At 66.3% G+C, this 18818-nt stretch carries 19 protein-coding genes; 10 read left to right on the plus strand and 9 right to left on the minus strand.

Going from position 1 to position 18818, the window contains the following annotated elements:
• Position 1 precedes the first annotated feature (1 nt).
• From NO876_RS09240 to NO876_RS09255, 4 genes are all read right to left on the minus strand, one after another.
• Positions 2 to 934, minus strand: a complete 933-nt coding sequence (locus NO876_RS09240) for an ABC transporter permease (protein WP_256421391.1) — start codon at positions 932 to 934, stop codon at positions 2 to 4.
• A 5-nt stretch (positions 935 to 939) separates the two neighbouring features.
• Entirely contained in the window at positions 940 to 2004 is a 1065-nt protein-coding gene (locus NO876_RS09245) for an ABC transporter ATP-binding protein (RefSeq protein ID WP_256421392.1), read from the minus strand.
• A gap of 34 nt (positions 2005 to 2038) precedes the next feature.
• Complete coding sequence (locus NO876_RS09250; RefSeq protein ID WP_256421393.1) at positions 2039 to 3229, minus strand: ABC transporter substrate-binding protein; 1191 nt, start codon at positions 3227 to 3229, stop codon at positions 2039 to 2041.
• 343 nt (positions 3230 to 3572) lie between these two features.
• Entirely contained in the window at positions 3573 to 4109 is a 537-nt protein-coding gene (locus NO876_RS09255) for a hypothetical protein (protein WP_256421394.1), read from the minus strand.
• 171 nt (positions 4110 to 4280) lie between these two features.
• Here NO876_RS09255 and NO876_RS09260 point away from each other — a divergent pair, with 171 nt between their 5' ends.
• The 5 genes from NO876_RS09260 (at position 4281) to nucS (ending at position 8905) form a co-directional block, all read left to right on the plus strand.
• Positions 4281 to 6143 (plus strand): formate/nitrite transporter family protein, encoded by a 1863-nt coding sequence (locus tag NO876_RS09260; protein ID WP_256421395.1) that lies wholly within the window; start codon positions 4281 to 4283, stop codon positions 6141 to 6143.
• 91 nt (positions 6144 to 6234) lie between these two features.
• The gene (locus NO876_RS09265; RefSeq protein ID WP_049986547.1) at positions 6235 to 6429 is read left to right on the plus strand and encodes a cold-shock protein; all 195 of its coding nucleotides are present in this window, start codon (positions 6235 to 6237) and stop codon (positions 6427 to 6429) included.
• A 246-nt stretch (positions 6430 to 6675) separates the two neighbouring features.
• A complete protein-coding gene (locus NO876_RS09270) occupies positions 6676 to 7500 on the plus strand; it encodes an aldo/keto reductase (RefSeq protein WP_345780744.1) in 825 nt (274 codons plus the stop codon).
• Positions 7500 to 8087, plus strand: coding sequence for a hypothetical protein (locus NO876_RS09275; RefSeq protein WP_256421397.1), 588 nt, complete (start codon positions 7500 to 7502; stop codon positions 8085 to 8087). The genes NO876_RS09270 and NO876_RS09275 overlap by 1 nt, the downstream gene beginning before the upstream one ends.
• A gap of 86 nt (positions 8088 to 8173) precedes the next feature.
• On the plus strand, positions 8174 to 8905 hold the full coding sequence (nucS, locus tag NO876_RS09280; protein WP_256421398.1) for an endonuclease NucS: 732 nt from the start codon (positions 8174 to 8176) through the stop codon (positions 8903 to 8905).
• A gap of 31 nt (positions 8906 to 8936) precedes the next feature.
• Here nucS and NO876_RS09285 read toward each other — a convergent pair whose 3' ends face one another.
• Complete coding sequence (locus tag NO876_RS09285) at positions 8937 to 9593, minus strand: type 1 glutamine amidotransferase (protein ID WP_256421399.1); 657 nt, start codon at positions 9591 to 9593, stop codon at positions 8937 to 8939.
• Between the two features lie 129 nt (positions 9594 to 9722).
• On the opposite strand from NO876_RS09285, the gene NO876_RS09290 reads away from it, so the two are divergent.
• Positions 9723 to 10253, plus strand: coding sequence for a 50S ribosomal protein L16 (locus NO876_RS09290; protein ID WP_256421400.1), 531 nt, complete (start codon positions 9723 to 9725; stop codon positions 10251 to 10253).
• A gap of 252 nt (positions 10254 to 10505) precedes the next feature.
• On the opposite strand, the gene NO876_RS09295 is transcribed toward NO876_RS09290, so the two are convergent.
• Positions 10506 to 10868: an Hsp20/alpha crystallin family protein gene (locus NO876_RS09295; RefSeq protein ID WP_256421401.1), complete on the minus strand. Its 363-nt coding sequence runs from the start codon at positions 10866 to 10868 to the stop codon at positions 10506 to 10508.
• Between the two features lie 403 nt (positions 10869 to 11271).
• Between NO876_RS09295 and gap the strand changes: the two genes are divergently transcribed.
• The 3 genes from gap to NO876_RS09310 all read left to right on the plus strand — a co-directional run bounded on the left by gap (position 11272) and on the right by NO876_RS09310 (position 14342).
• Entirely contained in the window at positions 11272 to 12324 is a 1053-nt protein-coding gene (gene gap, locus NO876_RS09300) for a type I glyceraldehyde-3-phosphate dehydrogenase (RefSeq protein ID WP_256421402.1), read from the plus strand.
• 143 nt (positions 12325 to 12467) lie between these two features.
• Positions 12468 to 13706: a phosphoglycerate kinase gene (locus NO876_RS09305; protein WP_256421403.1), complete on the plus strand. Its 1239-nt coding sequence runs from the start codon at positions 12468 to 12470 to the stop codon at positions 13704 to 13706.
• Positions 13707 to 13835: 129 nt separating this feature from the next.
• Positions 13836 to 14342, plus strand: a complete 507-nt coding sequence (locus NO876_RS09310; protein WP_256421404.1) for a metallophosphoesterase family protein — start codon at positions 13836 to 13838, stop codon at positions 14340 to 14342.
• A 56-nt stretch (positions 14343 to 14398) separates the two neighbouring features.
• Here the strand turns inward: NO876_RS09310 and NO876_RS09315 are convergent, their stop codons facing one another.
• The gene (locus tag NO876_RS09315; protein ID WP_390276787.1) at positions 14399 to 14953 is read right to left on the minus strand and encodes a DUF2391 domain-containing protein; all 555 of its coding nucleotides are present in this window, start codon (positions 14951 to 14953) and stop codon (positions 14399 to 14401) included.
• 210 nt (positions 14954 to 15163) lie between these two features.
• A complete protein-coding gene (locus NO876_RS09320) occupies positions 15164 to 16237 on the minus strand; it encodes a type II glyceraldehyde-3-phosphate dehydrogenase (protein WP_256421406.1) in 1074 nt (357 codons plus the stop codon).
• Between the two features lie 237 nt (positions 16238 to 16474).
• Between NO876_RS09320 and NO876_RS09325 the strand changes: the two genes are divergently transcribed.
• Positions 16475 to 17425, plus strand: coding sequence for an aminopeptidase (locus NO876_RS09325; RefSeq protein WP_256421407.1), 951 nt, complete (start codon positions 16475 to 16477; stop codon positions 17423 to 17425).
• A 128-nt stretch (positions 17426 to 17553) separates the two neighbouring features.
• On the opposite strand, the gene NO876_RS09330 is transcribed toward NO876_RS09325, so the two are convergent.
• Positions 17554 to 18786, minus strand: a complete 1233-nt coding sequence (locus tag NO876_RS09330) for an outer membrane protein assembly factor BamB family protein (RefSeq protein WP_256421408.1) — start codon at positions 18784 to 18786, stop codon at positions 17554 to 17556.
• Positions 18787 to 18818: the final 32 nt, after the last annotated feature.

Here is an 18818-nt window from a genome sequence, read left to right on the forward strand (position 1 = left end):
CTCAATCACCTCGCGCAGCGATCTCTCGCAGATCGATCGTTCGAAGGATGACGACGCCAGCGACGACGGTGATGAGCAACAGCCCGACCGCCTGCGTCGATCCGAGCGGCCAGTTCTGCGAGTAGCCGAAGGAGTACTGGATGTTGCTCGCCATCGTGAAGATCGACCCGCCGCCGAGGATCTCCGCCTCGACGTTGGCGCCCAGGCTCAGGACGAACACGAACAGCGAGCCGATGATGATGCCCGGTTTGCTCAGCGGCAGCAGGATCTTCCGGAAGAGCGTCAATCGGCTCGCCCCGAGGTCCTTCGCCGCCTCCAGCGTCGTGTCCTCGATACTGAGCATCGAGAGGTAGATCGGGAACAACATGAACGGCAGGTAGATGTACGTCGTTCCCAGGATGATCGTCGAACGGCGGTACATCAGCGAGGCGTACTCCTGGACGCCGAACAGGGAGACGATGCTCTCGAGGACCCCGTTCTGAACGAGGAAGAGCGCCCACCCGAACACCCGGATGTTCACGCTGGTGAAAAGCGGGATGATCAGGATCATCAGGAAGACCAGCTTGTACCGGGTGATCTTGTGCGCGAGCGCGTACGCCGCCGGGTACGAAACGATCAGCGTGAGCGCCGTCGTCGTGATGCTCACCGCGACGGTGTTGACGAGGACGTCGCCGTAGACACCCTCGCCCGATGCCATCCCGCCGATCACCTCTTGGTAGGTCGCGATCGACCACTCGAGGGGGTTCAGCGCGATGGCGTTCCCCGTCTGGAACGAGAAGACGACGATCGCGAGCATCGGCCCGATGAACATACACAAAAGTAGGAGGGCCATCGGCGCGATCAGAATCCCGGGCGGCGAGAGGAGCCGGCGTACCGGGTTTTCGTCCCCTTCCAACGCGTCGATCTCGGCTCGGAGTGTCTCTATCGTCGACATCGGAATCACTCCGGCACCAGGATGGACTTCGCGGAGTCCCACTGGAGGAACACCGTGTCACCCTTCTCGATGTTCGTGGCCCTGAACTCGTCGACGGGCATCTCGGCGACGTACTCCCCGTCGGCCGCCGGCGACCCACACTCGATCAGCACGGTGTTACCGCGCACGAGCACGTTCTCGACGTCGACTTCGAGGCCGAGATCCTCGGTGAGTTCGGTCTCGACGGCGGTGTCGTCGTACCGCACGACCAGATACTTCGGTTCGCCGTGGTCGTGGTGGTAGGGAACGGTGGTCGTCTGTGCGAACAGCGATGACTGCACCTCGTAGCTGCCGCCCTTCTGTTCGACGCCGTCGAGTTCGAAGACGTTCGCGTCGCCCATAAACTCCGCAATGAACTTCGTGTTGGGCTGGCGGTAGATGTCCTCGGGCGACCCCGTCTGGATGATGTCCCCGTCGTCGAGGACGAACAGCTTGTCACTCATCAGGAGCGCCGACTCCAGCGAGTGAGTGACGTAGATGAACGTCATATCCAACTCGTCGTTGAGGTCCGCGAGTTCGCGCTGGAGGCGCTTCCTGAGCACGTAGTCCAGCGACGCGAGCGGTTCGTCCAAGAGGAGGATATCTGGGTTGTAGGCCAGTGAGCGCGCGAGCGCGACCCGCTGTTTCTGCCCACCGGAGAGTTCCGTCGCTTGTTTGTCCGCGTGGACGTCGGGGTCCAGGCGCACCTGTTCGAGGAGTTCCTCGACCCGGTCTCCGATCTCGATGCCGTTGTTCCGCATCGGGAATTCGATGTTCTCCCGAACGGTCATATGGGGGAACAGCGCCCACGACTGAAACACCAGACTCGTCGGACGGTTCTGTGGTTCGGTATAGGTAATGTCCTCGCCGTTCAGTTCGACGGTCCCCGAGGTCGGCTCCTGGTGGCCCGCGAGCATCCTGAGCAGCGTCGTCTTGCCACAGCCGCTCGGCCCCACGATCGTCGCGAACTGCCCGGTCTCGATCTGTAGGTCGACGTCGTTGACGGCGACTAAGGAACCGTACTCCGCTCTGAGGTTTGTTGCTTGTAGCATAGTGATAAATGAAAGGTAACGTCGCGACGGCGATTTATATCCGCGACTTCGCTTCCCGCCAGATGGGTTCGAACTTCTCCAGGTCCGGCACTCCGGTGTAGAAGACGGAGTTGTCGACGATGTCCGGGATCTCGTCGATCCGGAGCACCTCCCGCTGTTCGTCGTTGAGTTCGTCGATCGCCGTCTGGTGCGGGACGGCGTTAGTCCCGCCGGAGGTGGGCCACATCAGGTTCTTGGCGGTCTCGCCCTGCTGCATGTACGCGAGGTAGTTGTCCGAGACGGTCGGCTGGTCGCCCTTCATCATACAGGTCGTCTCGACCCAGATGACGCCGCCCTCCTCGGGGACGTGCGCCTCGAACTGGAGGTCGCCGCCGCGGCGGAGCGTCCCGTTGATCCAGCTGCCGGAGATGAAGCCGATGTCGATCTCGCCGGACTTCATCGCCTGGTTCATCGACGCGAAGTCCGGAAGCAGCGTCTTCGCGTTGTCGAAGAGGTCGAACGTCGCCTGCCGGACCTGCTCGACCTCCTCGTCGGTGTGTTCCTTGTACGGATCGATCCCCTCCCGGAGCATGATGATCTGGATCGCCCAGAACATCAGATCGTACACGCCGACGTCGTAGTCCTCCATCCAGGCGGCGTCGTAGCTGCTGTAGTCGGCCTGGTTGACGGTGTCTTTGTTCACGACGAACGACGCCCAGCCGAACCGCTGGGGGACGCCGTACATCGTCCCGTCGATGTCGAACGAGTAGTCGTCCTCGTCGAGGAAGGCGTAGGCGTACCCCTCGTCCTTCGTGAACATATCGATGTACTTGTCGAAGGTGTACGGTTCCCACTCCTCGTAGTTCAGCGGTCGGATCAGTTCCGCCTCCGCGAGATCAGGCAGCCACGCCATATCGAACGTGGCCTGGTGGAACTGCTCCCACTCGCCGGACTGGAGTCGGTTGAACGCCTGCGGGTTCGAGGTGAAGAGGTCGAGTTGGGTGTCGCAATCGAACTGGTCACGGAACGGGTCCTGGACGTTCGAGGCGTCGTAGCCGGTCCACGTCAGGTGATTGATCGTCTCACCCGTCTCGTCCTCGTCGCTCGGTTCGTACAGCGCGTCGTACTCCTCTGCGGGCACGGCCGCGAGTTCTTGGGTCCGCCAGGACGACTCGCCGCCCCCGCCGCCACCACCGAGACAGCCGGTGATGGCGGCTAACCCGGCCGTGGCCGTGGCAGCCTGCATATACTCCCGCCGCGTAAACGGATTTTCTCTTGACATATGTTCGTCCCCCATAGGGCGACCGGTGGACTGCGTCGACGTTCCCCCGTATCGCCGGCTCTATGGTACGTCACTGATTCCCAGGGAATAGCGTATCATCATTATGCCGTCAAACTGCGGTTGTTTATACGTCCCTCCTGGAGGACGGCAGATCAGGTACGCAGGTAGGAACTCTAATAGGATAAAAATAAACAAACATTTCAGATATCTCTGAATTAGTGGTCGAATATGGTCAGAGCACGAATCTATATTGATTTAATAAACAGTTAGTCCCATCGCGGTTGTCGTCCCGGTTCCACCGGCCGATCTACTCGATCGCGACAGGGACAACCGTCTCCTGCTGATCGTTGAGGGTGATCGACACATCGTACTCTCCGGCCTCCTGCGGGTTGCTGACCGTCGGATAATCGAGCACGACGACGTCGCCCTCACGCAACTCGTACGCCGTGTCCATCGTCACCGTGAACGAGTAGTCGTTGTTGTTGGCGCCGCTGATGGCGTCGGAACCGAACTCCTCGTCGAGCGCTCCGTCCCCGGTCCGGTCGACACCGACGGTGATGGCGTCGTGGCTGGCGCTGTCGACGACGAACCGCTCGCGCGGATACGTCGCCGCGACGGCGGAGAGCGTCTGCCCCGCGATCGACTCCGCGACGGGAACGCGAAGCGTCTGCGCACCGGTCGCTTCGGGAGCGCCGTCCGCCAGTTCGATCCGCTCGCCCTCCGCGGATCCGTCACCCGAACCCGATTCCCCTTCCGATCCGCTGTCTGTCCCGGTAATCGACGCGCATCCGGCCGTCGCTGCGATACCTATCGACGCGGCTGCGAGGAAGGTTCGTCGTTGCACGGTTCGGGGTCGCGGGTCACGAGGTGAATACTTGGTGGCTCGGCTTCGTCGGAGTGGCACCTTCGCCCGGCCGCTTTCGAGGACCGTCGGCCTGCGAGCCCCTCCCGATCCTCCGAAGGCGATCCGGACAAACACTACTATAAAGTCACCCCGGTTCGGTGCCGTTACACGATGGACGACTCGGACCGCGACGACGAGAAGATACCCCCGGACCGGATGGACGTCGACGAGTTCCCGGATCGAACGGACCTGGACGAATCGGTCCGGGACGCCGTCGAGCGCTCTCGGATGGGCGCGCCGGCGGTCGGCGAAGCCGTCCGCGACCGGTTCTCGGCGGACGAGGTCTTCCAGCGAATCGTCGCCGCCGCCGACGAGGAGGTCACCTCCTCCGGCCGCGAACTGTTCTTCAGCGGCATCGCCGCGGGCTTCGCGATCAGCATCACGTTCCTCCTCTACGCCTCGGTCTCGGCGACGACGGACAACAAGATCGTCGGCGCGCTCCTGTACCCGCTGGGGTTCATCTACATCATCATCGGTGGGTATCAGCTGTACACCGAGAACACGCTGCCGCCGGTCGCGCTGACCCTAGAGCGGATCGCGAGCCTCCCGGCGCTGTTGCGCCACTGGACGATCGTTCTGTCCGGGAACTTCCTCGGCGGCGCGATCGGAACGCTCGTGCTCGCGTGGGGCGGCGTGTTCGACCCCGCGGCCGCCGAGGAGGCGCTCTACCTCGCCCGCCACGGCGCGTTCGAGGTCGGCTGGTGGGCGCTGTTCTCGAAGGCCGTCTTCGCGGGCCTCATCGTCGCCGGCGTGGTCTGGGTCGGGTTCAGCTCTCGCGACACGATCTCTCGGATCGTGGTCACCTACCTGGCGTTCCTCTCGATCCCGGTCGGGGGCCTGTTCCACTCGGTCGTCGCGTTCTCCGAGGCCTGGTACCTCGTGTTGCACGGCGAGCTAGCGTTCGCGGCCGGCCTGATCGATTTCGTCCTCCCGGTCCTCCTCGGAAACACCATCGGTGGGGTCGCGCTCGTCACGCTGGTGAACTACTTCCAGACGAGCGAGGACCGCCTCGAGTCCGCCCGGTTCGAGGGGATCGAGCGTCGCCTGACGCCGCGGGAGTGGCTGTTCGGCCGCCTCGCCGGCCGCTCGTACGTTCCGATGTTGGACCCCTCGGAGCGATCGCTCTCGCGGGACGGCGACTTCCGAATTATGGTCCCGATCGCGAACCCGCGGACGGAGTCGGGGCTCGTCGACTTGGCCTGCACGCTCGCGAGCGCGAAGGAGGCGGCGACCGTCCACGCGGTGCACGTGATCCAGACTCCGGGCCACCGGCCGGCCGAACCGAGCTCTCGGCAGCGACAGCGCATCTCCGGCGAATCGGAGCGGCTGATGAAACCGATTCGCGCGACGGCATCGGGCTACGACGTCGGCTTCGAGACGTCGATGGTCGTCACAAACCGCTCGTTCGAGGAGGTGTTCAACGCCGCTCGCCGGACGGATCCCGATCTCGTCCTGATGGGTTGGGAGGAGAACCGACTGTGGAGCGACGCCCGCGCGGAACGACCGCTCGAGGAACTCACGAATCAGTTACCGTGTGACTTCCTGATCGTCAAAGACCGCGGCTTCGACCCCTCCAACATCCTGCTGCCGACCTACGGCGGCCCGGATTCGGACCTGAGTGCCGAGGTGGTCAGTATGCTTCAGTCGGCCGTCGGGTCGGCGGTGTCGCTGCTCCACGTCGTCGACTCCGAGTCGGACGTCGAAGAGGGCGAGCGGTTCCTCGAGACCTGGGCGCTGGATCACGAGCTCACCGGTGCCGAACTGCTCGTCGAAGCGGGCGACGTCGAGACGGTCATCGAGCGCGAGGCAGCCGGACACAGTCTGTTGATCCTCGGGGCTACCGAGCGCGGACTGCTCTCCCGGCTGCTGACCGATTCACTGCACTACGACGTCGTCAACGACGTCGACTGTTCGGTGCTGCTGGCGGAGCGGCCCTCCGACCGCTCGCTGCTCGAACGGCTGTTCGGACGGTGACGTCACGGGTCCGTTCGTCCCGCTGATCACTATCCGTGGTATCACGCATCGCACAACAGTTATACACCGCGGGGCTCTCGGTATAGTTGCAATGGCAAACGGTAAGGTTGACTTCTTCAACGACACGGGCGGTTACGGCTTCATTTCCACTGACGACGCGGACGAGGACGTCTTCTTCCACATGGAAGACATCGGCGGCCCGGACCTCGAAGAGGGTCAGGAAGTCGAGTTCGACATCGAGCAGGCGGACAAGGGTCCGCGTGCGACGAACCTCGAGCGCCTGTAAACAGGGAGTCAACACGACTCACGGTAGCGGTCGGAGGCTGGCGGGCGAGCGGGCAGACGGGTCCGGTTCGGTTGCGGCAGTTCTCTGAACTATTCTCATTTCATCACGCCCCGAGCGGCGGCGGCGTCCGGCGCCGGCGTTGCAGACGTGTGTCTGCGTCGCCGGTGTGCGTTCGATAGTTGCGTCCGCCGACACGTTCTCATCGACGGAGCACGCAGGGTGAATATGGACGAGGCCGACGTCGAGATGGAGTACGCCGAGGCGTACGGGGCGCGGGTCCCGAAGGTGGGGCTCGGGACCTGGCAACTCACGGGCGAATCGTGTTACGAGACGGTCTCGACGGCGCTGGAACTCGGGTACCGACACGTCGACACCGCGCAGTTGTACGAGAACGAGGCGGAGGTCGGTCGGGCCATCGCCGACGCCGACGTCGACCGCGAGGACGTGTTCCTGACGACGAAGCTCTCCCCGCGCAACGCCGGCTACGACGACGCCCTCGAATCGACGAAGGAGAGCCTCGATCGACTCGACACCGCCTACGTGGATCTCCTGTTGCTCCACTGGCCGAACCCGCTCGTGTCTGTCTCGGAGACGATGGCGGCGATGGATCGGCTCGTGGAGATGGGACTGGTGTACAACGCCGGCGTCAGCAACTTCCCGGAGGTGTTCTTAGATCGCGCCCGGTCGGCCGCGGAGACGCCACTGGTCACGAACCAGGTGCAGTTTCACCCCTACAAGCCCCAGCGCGGGATGCTCGGCTACTGTCAGTCCGAAGGGATGCTTCTCACCGCCTACAGCCCGCTGGCCCGCGGGAAGGTCCTCGACGACGACGACGTACAGCGGCTCGCCGAGAAGTACGATCGGACGCCCGCCCAGGTCGCGCTCCGGTGGGCGACCCAGCACCGCGGCGTCGTCGTCATCCCCAAGTCGACCTCCGAGGACCACCTGCGCGAGAACCTCGAACTCTTCGATTTCAAACTCACGCGCGAGGAGGTCGACACGCTCACGAAGCCGTCGCTGCTCAAGTCCGGTGCGGCGATGCTCGACGGGATGCTGAGCGAACTTCGGTGATGGGACGGGAGCGTCGCACGTCCTCCGGTACCCCGTGGTCCCGATATCGGGCACGCCGCGTCGCGGTCGGGTGGATCACCCTCGTCGTCCTCGCGTCGGCGGTCGACCCGGCGGCCGTGTTCGATCTCGTCGACCCCTCGCCGAGCGCGTCGGCGGGTGGCGGGGCGACTGCGCCGTTCAGTATCGGCGTCTTCGCGCTGTCTCACCTCGTCGCCTACGGCGTACTCGCGTGGCTCGTCGTCGACGGCGTCGCTCTCGGAACCGAGTCCAGTCGGGACGGTGGGGCCGAACCGGGCCGGAACGGTGGGGCCGCACCGGGCCGGAACGGAAGAGACGAAACCGCCGCCACCGACTCCGAAACCGCTGTCGCGGGCTTCGGGACTGCCGCCGTCCGAGCCGAGACCGTCGCCATCCGCCGATCCACCCTCGCCGCCGTCGGTGTCGCTGCCGCGGTCGGCCTCGGCGTCGAACTCCTCCAGGCCCCGCTGGCGGCGCGAACCGCCAGCGGCGCCGACGCCGCGCTGAACGCTCTCGGCGCGGCGGCGGGCGTCGGCGCTCGCGCGCTCTGGCACCGGGCGCGTCGGTGACGGCGACTCCCGTGCTCCGCGGTCCCGCTCGCCCGGCGGTGACGCGCGACTTTTACCCGACGAGCGCCAACCGATCGACGAGACCGATGTCCGTGACGACGCTCCACCGTCCGACCCACCGCGACGCGCTGGGCCTGCTCGAATCCGCGTTCGGCGACGGCCGGATGGTGACCGTCTTCGGTCGGTGCAGCGTCGAGTACGACGGACGGGCGGCTTCGAGCCTCGGGCCGGGCGACAGGCTCGTCGTCTGCAAGCCCGACGGGACGGTCCTCGTCCACACCGACGAGAACCGCCAGCCGGTGAACTGGCAGCCGCCGGGGTGCGTCCACCGCGCGAGCGTTCGGGACGGTCGGCTCCGGATCCGCAGCGAACGGTCCTCGCCGGACGAGCGGTTAGACGTCGACTTCGAGCGGATCGAACAGGCGACCGCCTACGAGGTGCGCGACCGGAGCGACCTGCGGCTGACCGGGAGCGAGGAGGACCTGCGACAGCGGATCCTCGACGACCCCGACCTCGTCGAACCGGGCTTCGTCCCGACGGCGACCGAGCGAGAGACGGCGGCCGGCCCGGTCGACGTGTTCGGCGAGGACGACGCGGGGCGGCCGGTCGTCGTGGAACTGAAGCGACGACGCGTCGGTCCCTCCGCGGCGAGCCAGCTCCGCCGGTACGTCGAGGCCGTCGACGAGGAGTTCCCAGAGGAGGGCGTCCGCGGGCTGCTCGTCGCGCCCTCGGTCACCGACCGGGCGGCGGCGCTGCTCGACGAACTGGACCTGGAGTTCGTGCCTGTCGACCCGCCCGAGTCGGCCGCCCCTGAGTGAGAGCGTCGCCGGCGCGCTCGGCGTCGTCCGTTCACTCGATCGCCAGTCGAACGAAGTTCGCGAGCGTCCGCTCGACGGAGACGCCGTCGAAATCGCGATCCGAACCCCCGGTCGGCCAACCGAAGTCCGCCTCGATCTGCGGCAGGAGCGCGTCGGTGAACTCCGGGTGGTACTGGACGCTCCACAGCGGCGCGTCGCGGTGCCGACTGCCGAGGTTCTCGTAGTAGTCGGCCGCGGCGATGCGTTCCATCCCGTCGCCGAGTTCCGTCACGAAGTCGCCGTGGACCATCGGAACGCGGGACCCGACCGAGTCGAAGAGCGGGTCCTCGGCGAACCGGACAGTCTCGATCCCCTTCCGGAGGCCGCGGTGCTCGACGCGCCCGCCCAGCGCGTCGTTGACGATCTGGTGGCCGAAACAGACGCCGAGCGTCGGGACGCCCTCGTCGACGAGTTCCCGTACCAGCGAGCGTAACTCGTCCATCCACGGGTACGAATCCGTCTCGTAGACGCCCGCGGTGCTCCCCGAGAGGACGACGCCGTCCGCGCCTGCGAGCGCGTCGGGACGGCCGCCGGCGTCGGCGTACGGATACACGCTCACGCTCGCGCCCGCGGCTTCGAGGTGCCGACGGATCTCGGGAACGAAGTAGCGTGCCTCGGTGTCCACCTCGTTTTCGAGGACGAGTATCACGAGTCCACAGACGTCGCGGAGACGGATATATTTTCGACCGTCCGCCCCGCCCGTGCGACCACCGCGGTCCTCCGGCGAACAGTTCGAAGCGCTTTTAGGTCGAATAGGCGTTGTTCCGCACAAGTAACTATGTCCGACAAACCCGCTTCCATGTACCGGGAACTGTCGAAGCCGTCCTACACGCGGCGCGACTACGTCACGGGAATTCCCGGCTCGAAGATCGCACAGCACAATATGGGCAACCTCCAGACCGGTCCGCAGGACTACCCGGTCCAGATCAGCCTCCGCCTCGAGGAAGAGTGTCAGGTCCGTCACGGCTCGCTCGAATCCGCGCGCCTGTCGGCGAACCGCGTGATGCTCAAGCAGGTCGGCCAGGAGAACTACAAGATGGTCCTCCGGAAGTTCCCCCACCAGATCCTCCGGGAGAACAAGCAGGCGACCGGTGCCGGTGCGGACCGCGTCTCCGACGGAATGCGGCAGGCGTTCGGCAAGCCCGTCGGCACCGCCGCGCGCGTCCAGAACGGCGAACGGGTCTTCACCGTCTACTGTCAGCCCGAGGACGCCGACGTCGCGAAGGACGCGCTCCGCCGCGCGTACAACAAGATGTCGCCGCCGTGCCGCATCGACGTCGAGAAGGGCGAGAAGCTGCTGGTCTCCTGAGGCCAGTCCGACGGTACGTCGCCTCGCGACCCCCGACCGACACTTTTTCGGATCGATTCGCTTCCGTAGCCGACGCTCCACCTCGTCGTGACGGCAGTCCCGGAGACGAACGCCGGTCGAGGAGAGACCGGAGACTGAGGAGAACGCGTAGACTCGCCGCTGAGAATCGGACAGTGAGACCGCAGGCGGATGCCGCACCGCTGACGTTTTCGGAGAACTGACCGTCGGGGCGACCTGGTCGACGTCCGCGGCCTAGTCGAGGTCGATCGACGCGGAGTCGTCGACCTTCTGGAGCGTCACCTGGAGGATGCCGTTGTTGAACGACGCGCTGGCGCTGTGTTCGTCGACGCGGGCGGGGAGCCGGATCCGCTCGTCGTACTCGCGACGGTCGCCGGCGGCCGAAATCGTGAGGACTTCGCCGTCGCACTTGAGTTCGACGGCGTCCTTCGTGACGCCCGGGAGGTCGGCGACGAGTCGGAGTTCCTCGCCCTCGTCGTAGACGTCGACGTGCGTCTCGGAGGCGAACCCGGTGGCGTCGCTGCCGGTCATTTCGTCCATCATCCGTTCGATTCCGTCGAAGAAGTCGTCGAACGGGTCGTCGCGGTCGTCTCTCATCGTCGCCCTCTAGGTCGGTTCCGATGAAAAGCCTTCTCCCCCCGGCGGAATCTAGTAGCGTTCACCCGACCGGTCGACTCTCCCGACTCGATACTGGAGTCGTTTTTTCCTGGCTCATCCCTCGGTGCGAGCGACTGTTTCGTCGCATAGACCCGGTTCCGACGAGCGGTACTCCGAGACCGATCGAGCGTGATCGATTCTGTTTGCCTTTCTCCTAGTGCTTGCTGTAACCTGCTCGATCCTGTTTTCTTGTGATCGAAGCCTCCGTTCTCTCTGAGACGGAAACCCCGGGCCCGAAGAGACTACAACGGTGAAAGAGGTTCCATACCCGCCGGATTGTTTCTTTTCTCTCCCGAATTGGATGACACCGGGATTCAAGTATGAGGGCGAAGTGTACTCAGTTATGAGTGAACGATCGAATCTGAGCACCGGTGCAGCCGTCGACGACTCCGAGACCGTTCGGGTCGGCCTGAACGGTTTCGGTCGAATCGGTCGCAACGTCTTCCGGGCGGTACGGGAGCACCCGAGGGTCGAACTCGTCGGCATCAACGACGTGATGGACTTCGAGGACATGGCGTACCTCGCGAAGTACGACACCGTGATGGGTCGCGCCGACGACGTCTCCCGCGAGGGCGACAGCCTCGTCGCCGGCGACACGTCGGTCCCGCTGTACAACGTCCAGGACCCCACGAACCTCCCGTGGGACGACCTCGACGTCGACGTCGCCCTGGAGTGCACCGGCATCTTCCGCACGAAGGAGGACGCCTCCGCACACCTCGAAGCGGGCGCGGACAAGGTTGTCATCTCCGCGCCCCCGAAGGGCGAAGAGCCCGTCAAACAGATCGTCTACGGCGTCAACCACGACGAGTACGGCGGCGAGGACGTCGTCTCGAACGCCTCCTGTACGACGAACTCCGTCAGCCCGGTCGCACAGGTCCTCGACGACGAGTTCGGCATCGAGAGCGGCCTCCTGACGACGGTTCACGCCTACACCGGCAGCCAGAACCTCGTCGACGGGCCGATGGCGAAGACGCGCCGCGGCCGCGCCGCCGCGGAGAACATCGTTCCAACCTCGACGGGGGCCGCCGCGGCGACGACCGAGATCCTCCCGCAACTCGAGGGCAAACTCGACGGGATGGCGATCCGCGTGCCCGTCCCGAACGGCTCGGTCACGGAACTGGTCGTCTCGCTCGATGCGACACCCTCGACCGAGGAGATCAACGACGCCTTCCGCGACGCCGCCGATTCCGGCCCGCTGGCGGGCGTCCTCGGCTACACCGACGACGAGGTCGTCTCCACGGACATCCTGGGACTGCCGTTCTCCTCGACGGTCGATCTGCAGTCGACGAACCAGGTCAACGAGGGCGGCCTCTACAAGATCCTGACGTGGTACGACAACGAGTACGGCTTCTCGAACCGGATGCTCGACGTCGCCCACTACGTCATCCACGGCTGAAGCGGCGGACGTCGATTTCCGCTCGGTCACCGCGCCGGTCGATCCCCGCGCGATCGAACGGAACCGGACTTCGCCCACGACTACGAAATCAGGCTTCGCCCACGACTAAGTAATCTCCTCCCGACACTCCCAGACAGAGACCGATGTCCACACCGACTCCCACTTCCGACTCCGCGTTCGACACGCTCGACGACCTCGCCCCTGAACAGCGCGTGCTGGTCCGCCTCGATCTGAACTCCCCGATCGAGGACGGCGAGCCGCAGGACAACCGCCGCTTCGAGCGCCACGCGAAGACGGTGCGCGAACTCGCCGAGGCGGGACACCGCGTCGTTCTCCTGGCACACCAGGGACGACCCGGCCGCGACGACTTCGTCTCGCTGTCGGGCCACGCCGAGATCCTCGCCGAACACGTCGGCCGCGACGTTCGGTTCGTCGCGGACACGTACGGGACGGAGGCACTCGACGCCATCGACGCGCTCGGCGCGGGGGAGATCCTCCTCCTGGAGAACACCCGGATGTGCGACGAGGAACTGCCCGAGGAGGACCCCGAAACCAAGGCCGAGACGGAGTTCGTGCAGACGCTCGCGCCGCGCTTCGACGCCTACGTCGACGACGCCTACTCCGCGGCGCACCGCTCGCACGCCTCGCTCGTCGGCTTCCCGCTCGTGCTCCCCGCCTACGCCGGCCGCGTGATGGAGACCGAGTACGAGGCCAACACCGCCATCGCGGCCAAGGAGTTCGACGGGCGGGTGACGATGGTCGTCGGCGGCACGAAGGCGACCGACGTCATCGACGTGATGAACAACCTCGGAGACACGGTCGACGACTTCCTGCTCGGCGGCATCGCGGGCGAACTGTTCCTCCGCGCCGCCGGCCACCCGGTCGGCTTCGACCTCGATCCGGACGCGGACCTCTACGACTCCCAGTGGGAGACGAACCACGAGACCGTCGAGGAGATGCTCGCCGAGCGCGGCGAGCAGATCACGCTCGCGACGGACCTCGCGTACGAGGACGAGGCCGGCGAGCGCGCCGAGATCGACGTCGACGAGATCGAGGAGAAGGACGTCTCCTTCCTCGATATCGGCACCGACACGGCCGAGGGGTACGCCGACGTCGTCCGCGACTCCGAGGCGGTCTTCGTGAAGGGCGCGCTCGGCGTCTTCGAGGACGAGCGCTTCTCGGTCGGCACCGTGACGGTGCTGGAAGCCATCGCCGAGACCGACTGCTTCTCGGTCGTCGGCGGCGGCGACACCTCCCGCGCCATCGAGATGTACGGGATGGACGAGGCCGACTTCGGGCACGTCTCGATCGCCGGCGGCGCGTACATCCGCGCGCTGACCGGGCAGCCGCTGGCGGGCGTCGAGGCGCTGAAGCGGGAGTAAATCCGGCTCGGGCGTCCGAAACCGACCTGACTGACCACTCGAAAAAGGGCTGACCGACCGTCCGAAACCGTCGACCACCCCGTTTCCATCGCCGAAGCGCTGAAGCGGGAGCACGTGGAATCGGTGACAATGCTCGTCGGACTCTGTTCGGACACCCACGACAACCTCGGTCTGGCGCGGAGCGCGGTGGACACCTTCGAGACGGAGGGCGTCGACACCGTCGTCCACTGCGGCGACGTCGTCGCGCCGTTCACCGCGGCGGTCTTCGACGCCGACTTCGACTTCCACGCCGTCCGCGGCAACAACGACGGCGAGTGGGCGCTCGCGGAAACCATCGACGAGTTCGGGACCTACCACGGCGAGACTGCTCACTTGACGTTCGAGGGAGCCGACGGCGACGTCGACGTCGCCGTCTACCACGGATCGAGCGAACGACTCGTCGACGGGCTCGTCGACTCCGGGACGTACGACTACGTCGTCCGCGGCCACACCCACCAGCGGAGGCACGAGGTCCGGGACGGGACGGTCCACGTCAACCCCGGCGGACTGCCGTTTCCCGGCGCGGACGAGGCCTACCACGTCGCGATCCTCGACACCGACGCCGGCGACCTGACGTTCTTCGGGCTCACGGCGTAGCGTTCGACTTCTCTGCGGGCTCACCCATTCGACCCGTGGCGACGCCCGGCCCGGACTCAGGTCCCCGGCAGGATGTCACCGAGCGCCGCCCCGACGCTCATCGGGACGAACGCGACGGCGACCGTCGCGAACGCCAGCGTCGGCTCCGTCCAGTCGATGCGCCCCCACGCGGTCATGGCGACGACGGCGGTGAGAAGCGAGACGCCGAGAACGCCGACCAGCCGCCGGGGAATCACGCCGAAGAACGGGTCCTGAACGCGCACGTCCTGTATCTCCGCGACGTAGAGGATCGAGACGACGAGCGCGATCCCGCCGAGGAGCGTTCCGGCGAGAACGAGCGGCCGGGGCGCGAGGAACGCGCCAACCTCGTTCGTTCCCCCCTCGACGAACATCGGAACCCCGAACAGAAACGATCCCAGGAACGCCTCCGCGAGGTCGCTCCGGTCGAAGCCGCGGATGACACGACCGAAGACGGGAGCCTCCGCTACGGCGGTGACGGCGGCTCGCCGGGCCCTCCGGACGCGCGCTCGCTCCTCCGGGGAGTCGACCGTCTCCGCGAGCGCGTCGAACTCCTCGAGGAGGCGCTGTAGCTCCTCGTCCGACGGGTCGATCTCGTACTCGCCGTCCGCGGGGTCGTCCTCGAATCCGCGCGTCGCCCGACTGTCGCGGTCCGATCGGGCCGACCCGGGATCGGCGGACTGGCCGTCGTCGGTCACGAGTCCGCCCACGAGGTAGGAAGTAATAAATCCGGGTCAGTACCCGGGGAATCAGAGAGCCGTCCTCGGTCGCTCGATCGGGACCGTGTTGGTGAGCCGGATCGGTCAGTCGTCCGCGGCCTCGGCACCGACCCGATCGGAGTCGTTGAAGCCGGTGGGGTCGCCCGCGAGACCGATGCCGAGCGTCTCGTTCGTGCGCTCGATGCTCTCTTCGGCGTCGGCGCTGTCTGTCACGGCACGGACGGCGTCGACGTTCTCGGGGACGACGTCGGACTCCTGGTGGACCGCCTGGAAGAGATACAGATCCCGGCCCTCCACGGCGATCGACTCGCCCCACACGCAGTTCTCCCAGAGGTCGCCGCGCGGGCGACCCGCGTCGAGCGCGAAGTCCTTCAATCGCCCCGCTCCGTCGAGGCCGATCCCCTCCGGGATGACGTACACGCGGGACTGGCTTTCGAGCAACTGGCGGACGTGTGCGGCCGTCACGTCGGACCCGAGGGTGACGTTGAGCGCGTGGACGTGCATCAGCGTCGCCGGCACCTTCAGCCCCATCGTCTCGATCGATAGGTCGGGGAAGATGGTTTGCACGTCGGGGCCGTGGTGCGACGGGATCCCGATCGGGTCCGGCAGGATGTCGTTGATCGGGCCGCGGGAGTGTTGGCTCGGGTCGCCGCCGCGGCGGACGAGCGTCGCGCGGACCTTCTCCACGCCGTACTCCTCTTCGAGCGGCGCGACGAGACGCGAGAGTCCCGTCGTGTTACAGGAGACGACGCGGACGGTGTCGGCACCGCGGGCGTCGTCGTAGTTCGCCCGCGCGTTGAAACTCACTTGGGCGACGCTGGCGTCCTCGCCGCCCTGGAAGATCGCGGGGGTGTCGTAAGAGGCGTACATCGATCGGTTCTCCGCGCCGATCCCCGACGGCGTGCAGTCGACGATCACGTCGGCGTCGGCGACCAGTTCGTCGACGACGCCCGCGATCTCGATTCCGGCGTCGCCGAACAGCGGCGCTCGTTCTGGGATCGCCGCGTACATCGAATAGCCGCGCTCGACGGCGGTGTGGGCCTCGAAGTTGGGCTGCGTCTTGGCGACGCCGGCGACTTCCATGTCCGGCTGGGCCGCGACGGCATCGGCGACACGCTTCCCGATCGTTCCGTAGCCGTTGACACCCACTCGTATCATTACGCGAATATCCGGCGAGCACACGCATAGTTATTTCGGAGCATATCGAAGAGAAATTAACTCCCCGTCGAGTAACGCGGACGATTTCCCCGGATCCGAGTTCCGGACGCGAGCGTGCTCGCTCTCGCCTCTCGACGGGTCCGCTTGCCCGTTCTCACCGGCTCCGGGTGGTGCGACCCCCCGTCCGGCACGGGGACGATCCGAACGTCTAACTCCGCGGGGGACCCAGACGGTGGTATGTCGAACGACGGACTCGCGACCGCCGCGACGACAGCGGTCGAGCAGTGTCTGGCTCTCGGTGCCGCCGAATCGTGCGTGATAGTCACCGACGACGAGCGACGGCCGATCGGCGAAGCCCTCTACGAGGTCGCCTCCGCAGTCGCCGAGGAGACGACGATCCTGCAGTACCCGCCGGGCGACCAGCACGGCGAGGAACCGCCCGGACCGGTGGCCGCCGCGATGGCCGAGGCGGACGTGTTCCTCGCGCCGACGACGAAGAGCATCAGTCACACCCGCGCACGCGGGAACGCCTGCGACGCGGGCGCTCGGGGCGCGACGCTTCCCGGGATCACCGAGGACGTGTTCCTGACGGGGCTCGACGCCGACTACGACGCCATCGCGGGGCACTGCCGAGACGTGCTCGCGCAGGTGGCGGACGCCGACGAGGTCCGCGTGACCGCACCCGCGGGGACGGACATCACGTTCGAGCCCGGCGATCGGGAGTGGAACACCGACACCGGTATCGTCCACGACGCCGGGGACTTCTCGAACCTGCCCGCGGGCGAGGTGTTCGTCTCGCCGACGGACGCGAACGGCACCTACGTCGTCGACGGCACGATGCGGCCGCACGGCCTGCTCGACGAGGGGCAGGAACTCCGATTCGAGGTCGAGGACGGCTACGTGACGGAGATCTCCGACGACGAGATCCGAAGCCAGGTCGAGACGGCGGCCGGGGAAGTCGGCCGCGACGCCTACAACCTCGCGGAGTTGGGGATCGGGACCAACGTCGGCGTGACCGACCTCGTCGGTTCCGTCCTCCTCGACGAGAAGGCGGCCGGGACGGTCCACGTCGCCATCGGCGACGACGCCGGTATCGGCGGCGACACCGACGCGCCGCTGCACCTCGACGGGATCATTCGGGAGCCGACCGTGTGGGCGGACGGCGCGGAAGTGAAACTTCCGCGATGAGCGAACGGCGGAGCCGTGAGCGGGGGAGGTCGTAGACCTCCCGAACGCCGAGCGGTGAAACCGCGAGGACGGCGAGGGAGTGGCGCTTCCGCGATAGAGGAGCGATGGGGCCGTGGGTCGGGAGCGGCCTACTCGATCCAGTAGGCGTGGACGTCGCTCCCGCCGAGGAGTAACACGTCGTCGGAGACGGCGATGTCGTCACCGCCCAGGGGCTTCGTCGACCGGTGCACTCGCGTCCCGTCGGTCCGGTCGTACGCAGTGAGTCCCGTTTCCCCGTCGCCGACCCACACGTGAGCCGCGGACGTATCGATCGCTCCGACGCTCCCGTCGATACCTACGTCCCACAGGCGCTCCCCGGTCGAGCGGTCGAAGGCGTACACGGATCCAGCCTCCGTCCCGGCGGTGACGAGCGAGTTGTCGACGACGGGGCCGACCGTCACGTTGCCATCGAACGTCTCCGACCACTCGCGGCCCTGTGCTCCGAGCGGGTACGCCCGGAGCACGGTCTCGTTCTCCGAGGTCCCGCGATCGGCCGCGAAGAGCGTGTCTCCGTGTATCTGTCCCCAGGTTCTTCCCCAGCCTCTCGCGACGGACCACGACTCGTGGACCTCGGTCAGCGATCCGGTTTCGGGATCGAGCACCTGTACCCCGTCGGATTGCATCCCCACGTACACCTCGCCCGCGTACGAACCGACGAAGTTGACGAACGTGGTCGGCAGCGTCGACTTGTCGGTCCGCCACCGCACCTCGCCGCTCTCGGCGTCGAGTCCGACGACGAGCGGTTCCTGTTCGCGCTGCGCGCCGAAACTGCCCGCAGTGACGACGACGGTGTCGGCGACTCTCGTCGCACCGGTCGAGAAGTTGTGTTTGCCGTCGTCGGGCGCGGCGAAGCTCCACACTTCCTCACCCGTGCTCGTATCGAACGTGTGAAAGTGACTGCCGAGCGTCTCGTCGACCTCCGAATCGGGTCTGTAGCCGAAGGTGACGTGATCGTCGCCGATCGCGAACGCGTCGGCACCGAAGTTGTCCTCGAATCCCTCGTAGGTCACTTCGGCCTCCCAGTTGATGCCGCCTCCGTGACTCGCCGACGCCGCCCCGTTGTAATCGTTGAAGTAGACCCGCCCGTTTTCGACCCAGGCGAAATCGATCCCCGGGTCCGCACTCCAGTTCTCCGTCAGCGTCACCTCGTCGGCCGCCCCACCGGCCGATCCCCCTCCGCTCGTGCCCGTCGACCGCCCGGCCGTGGATCCACCGTTTCCGGCCGTCGACGTCGCCCCGTCACCGGACCCAGTGAGTCGCAGACAGCCGCTCGATCCACCGATCCCCACCCCGAGCGTCGCCAGCACCTGACGGCGATTCATACGCTATCGCGTCAGGCGACTGTAATAAAGCC

This window comes from Halobellus rarus (assembly GCF_024494595.1).
GTDB lineage: Archaea > Halobacteriota > Halobacteria > Halobacteriales > Haloferacaceae > Haloquadratum > Haloquadratum rarum.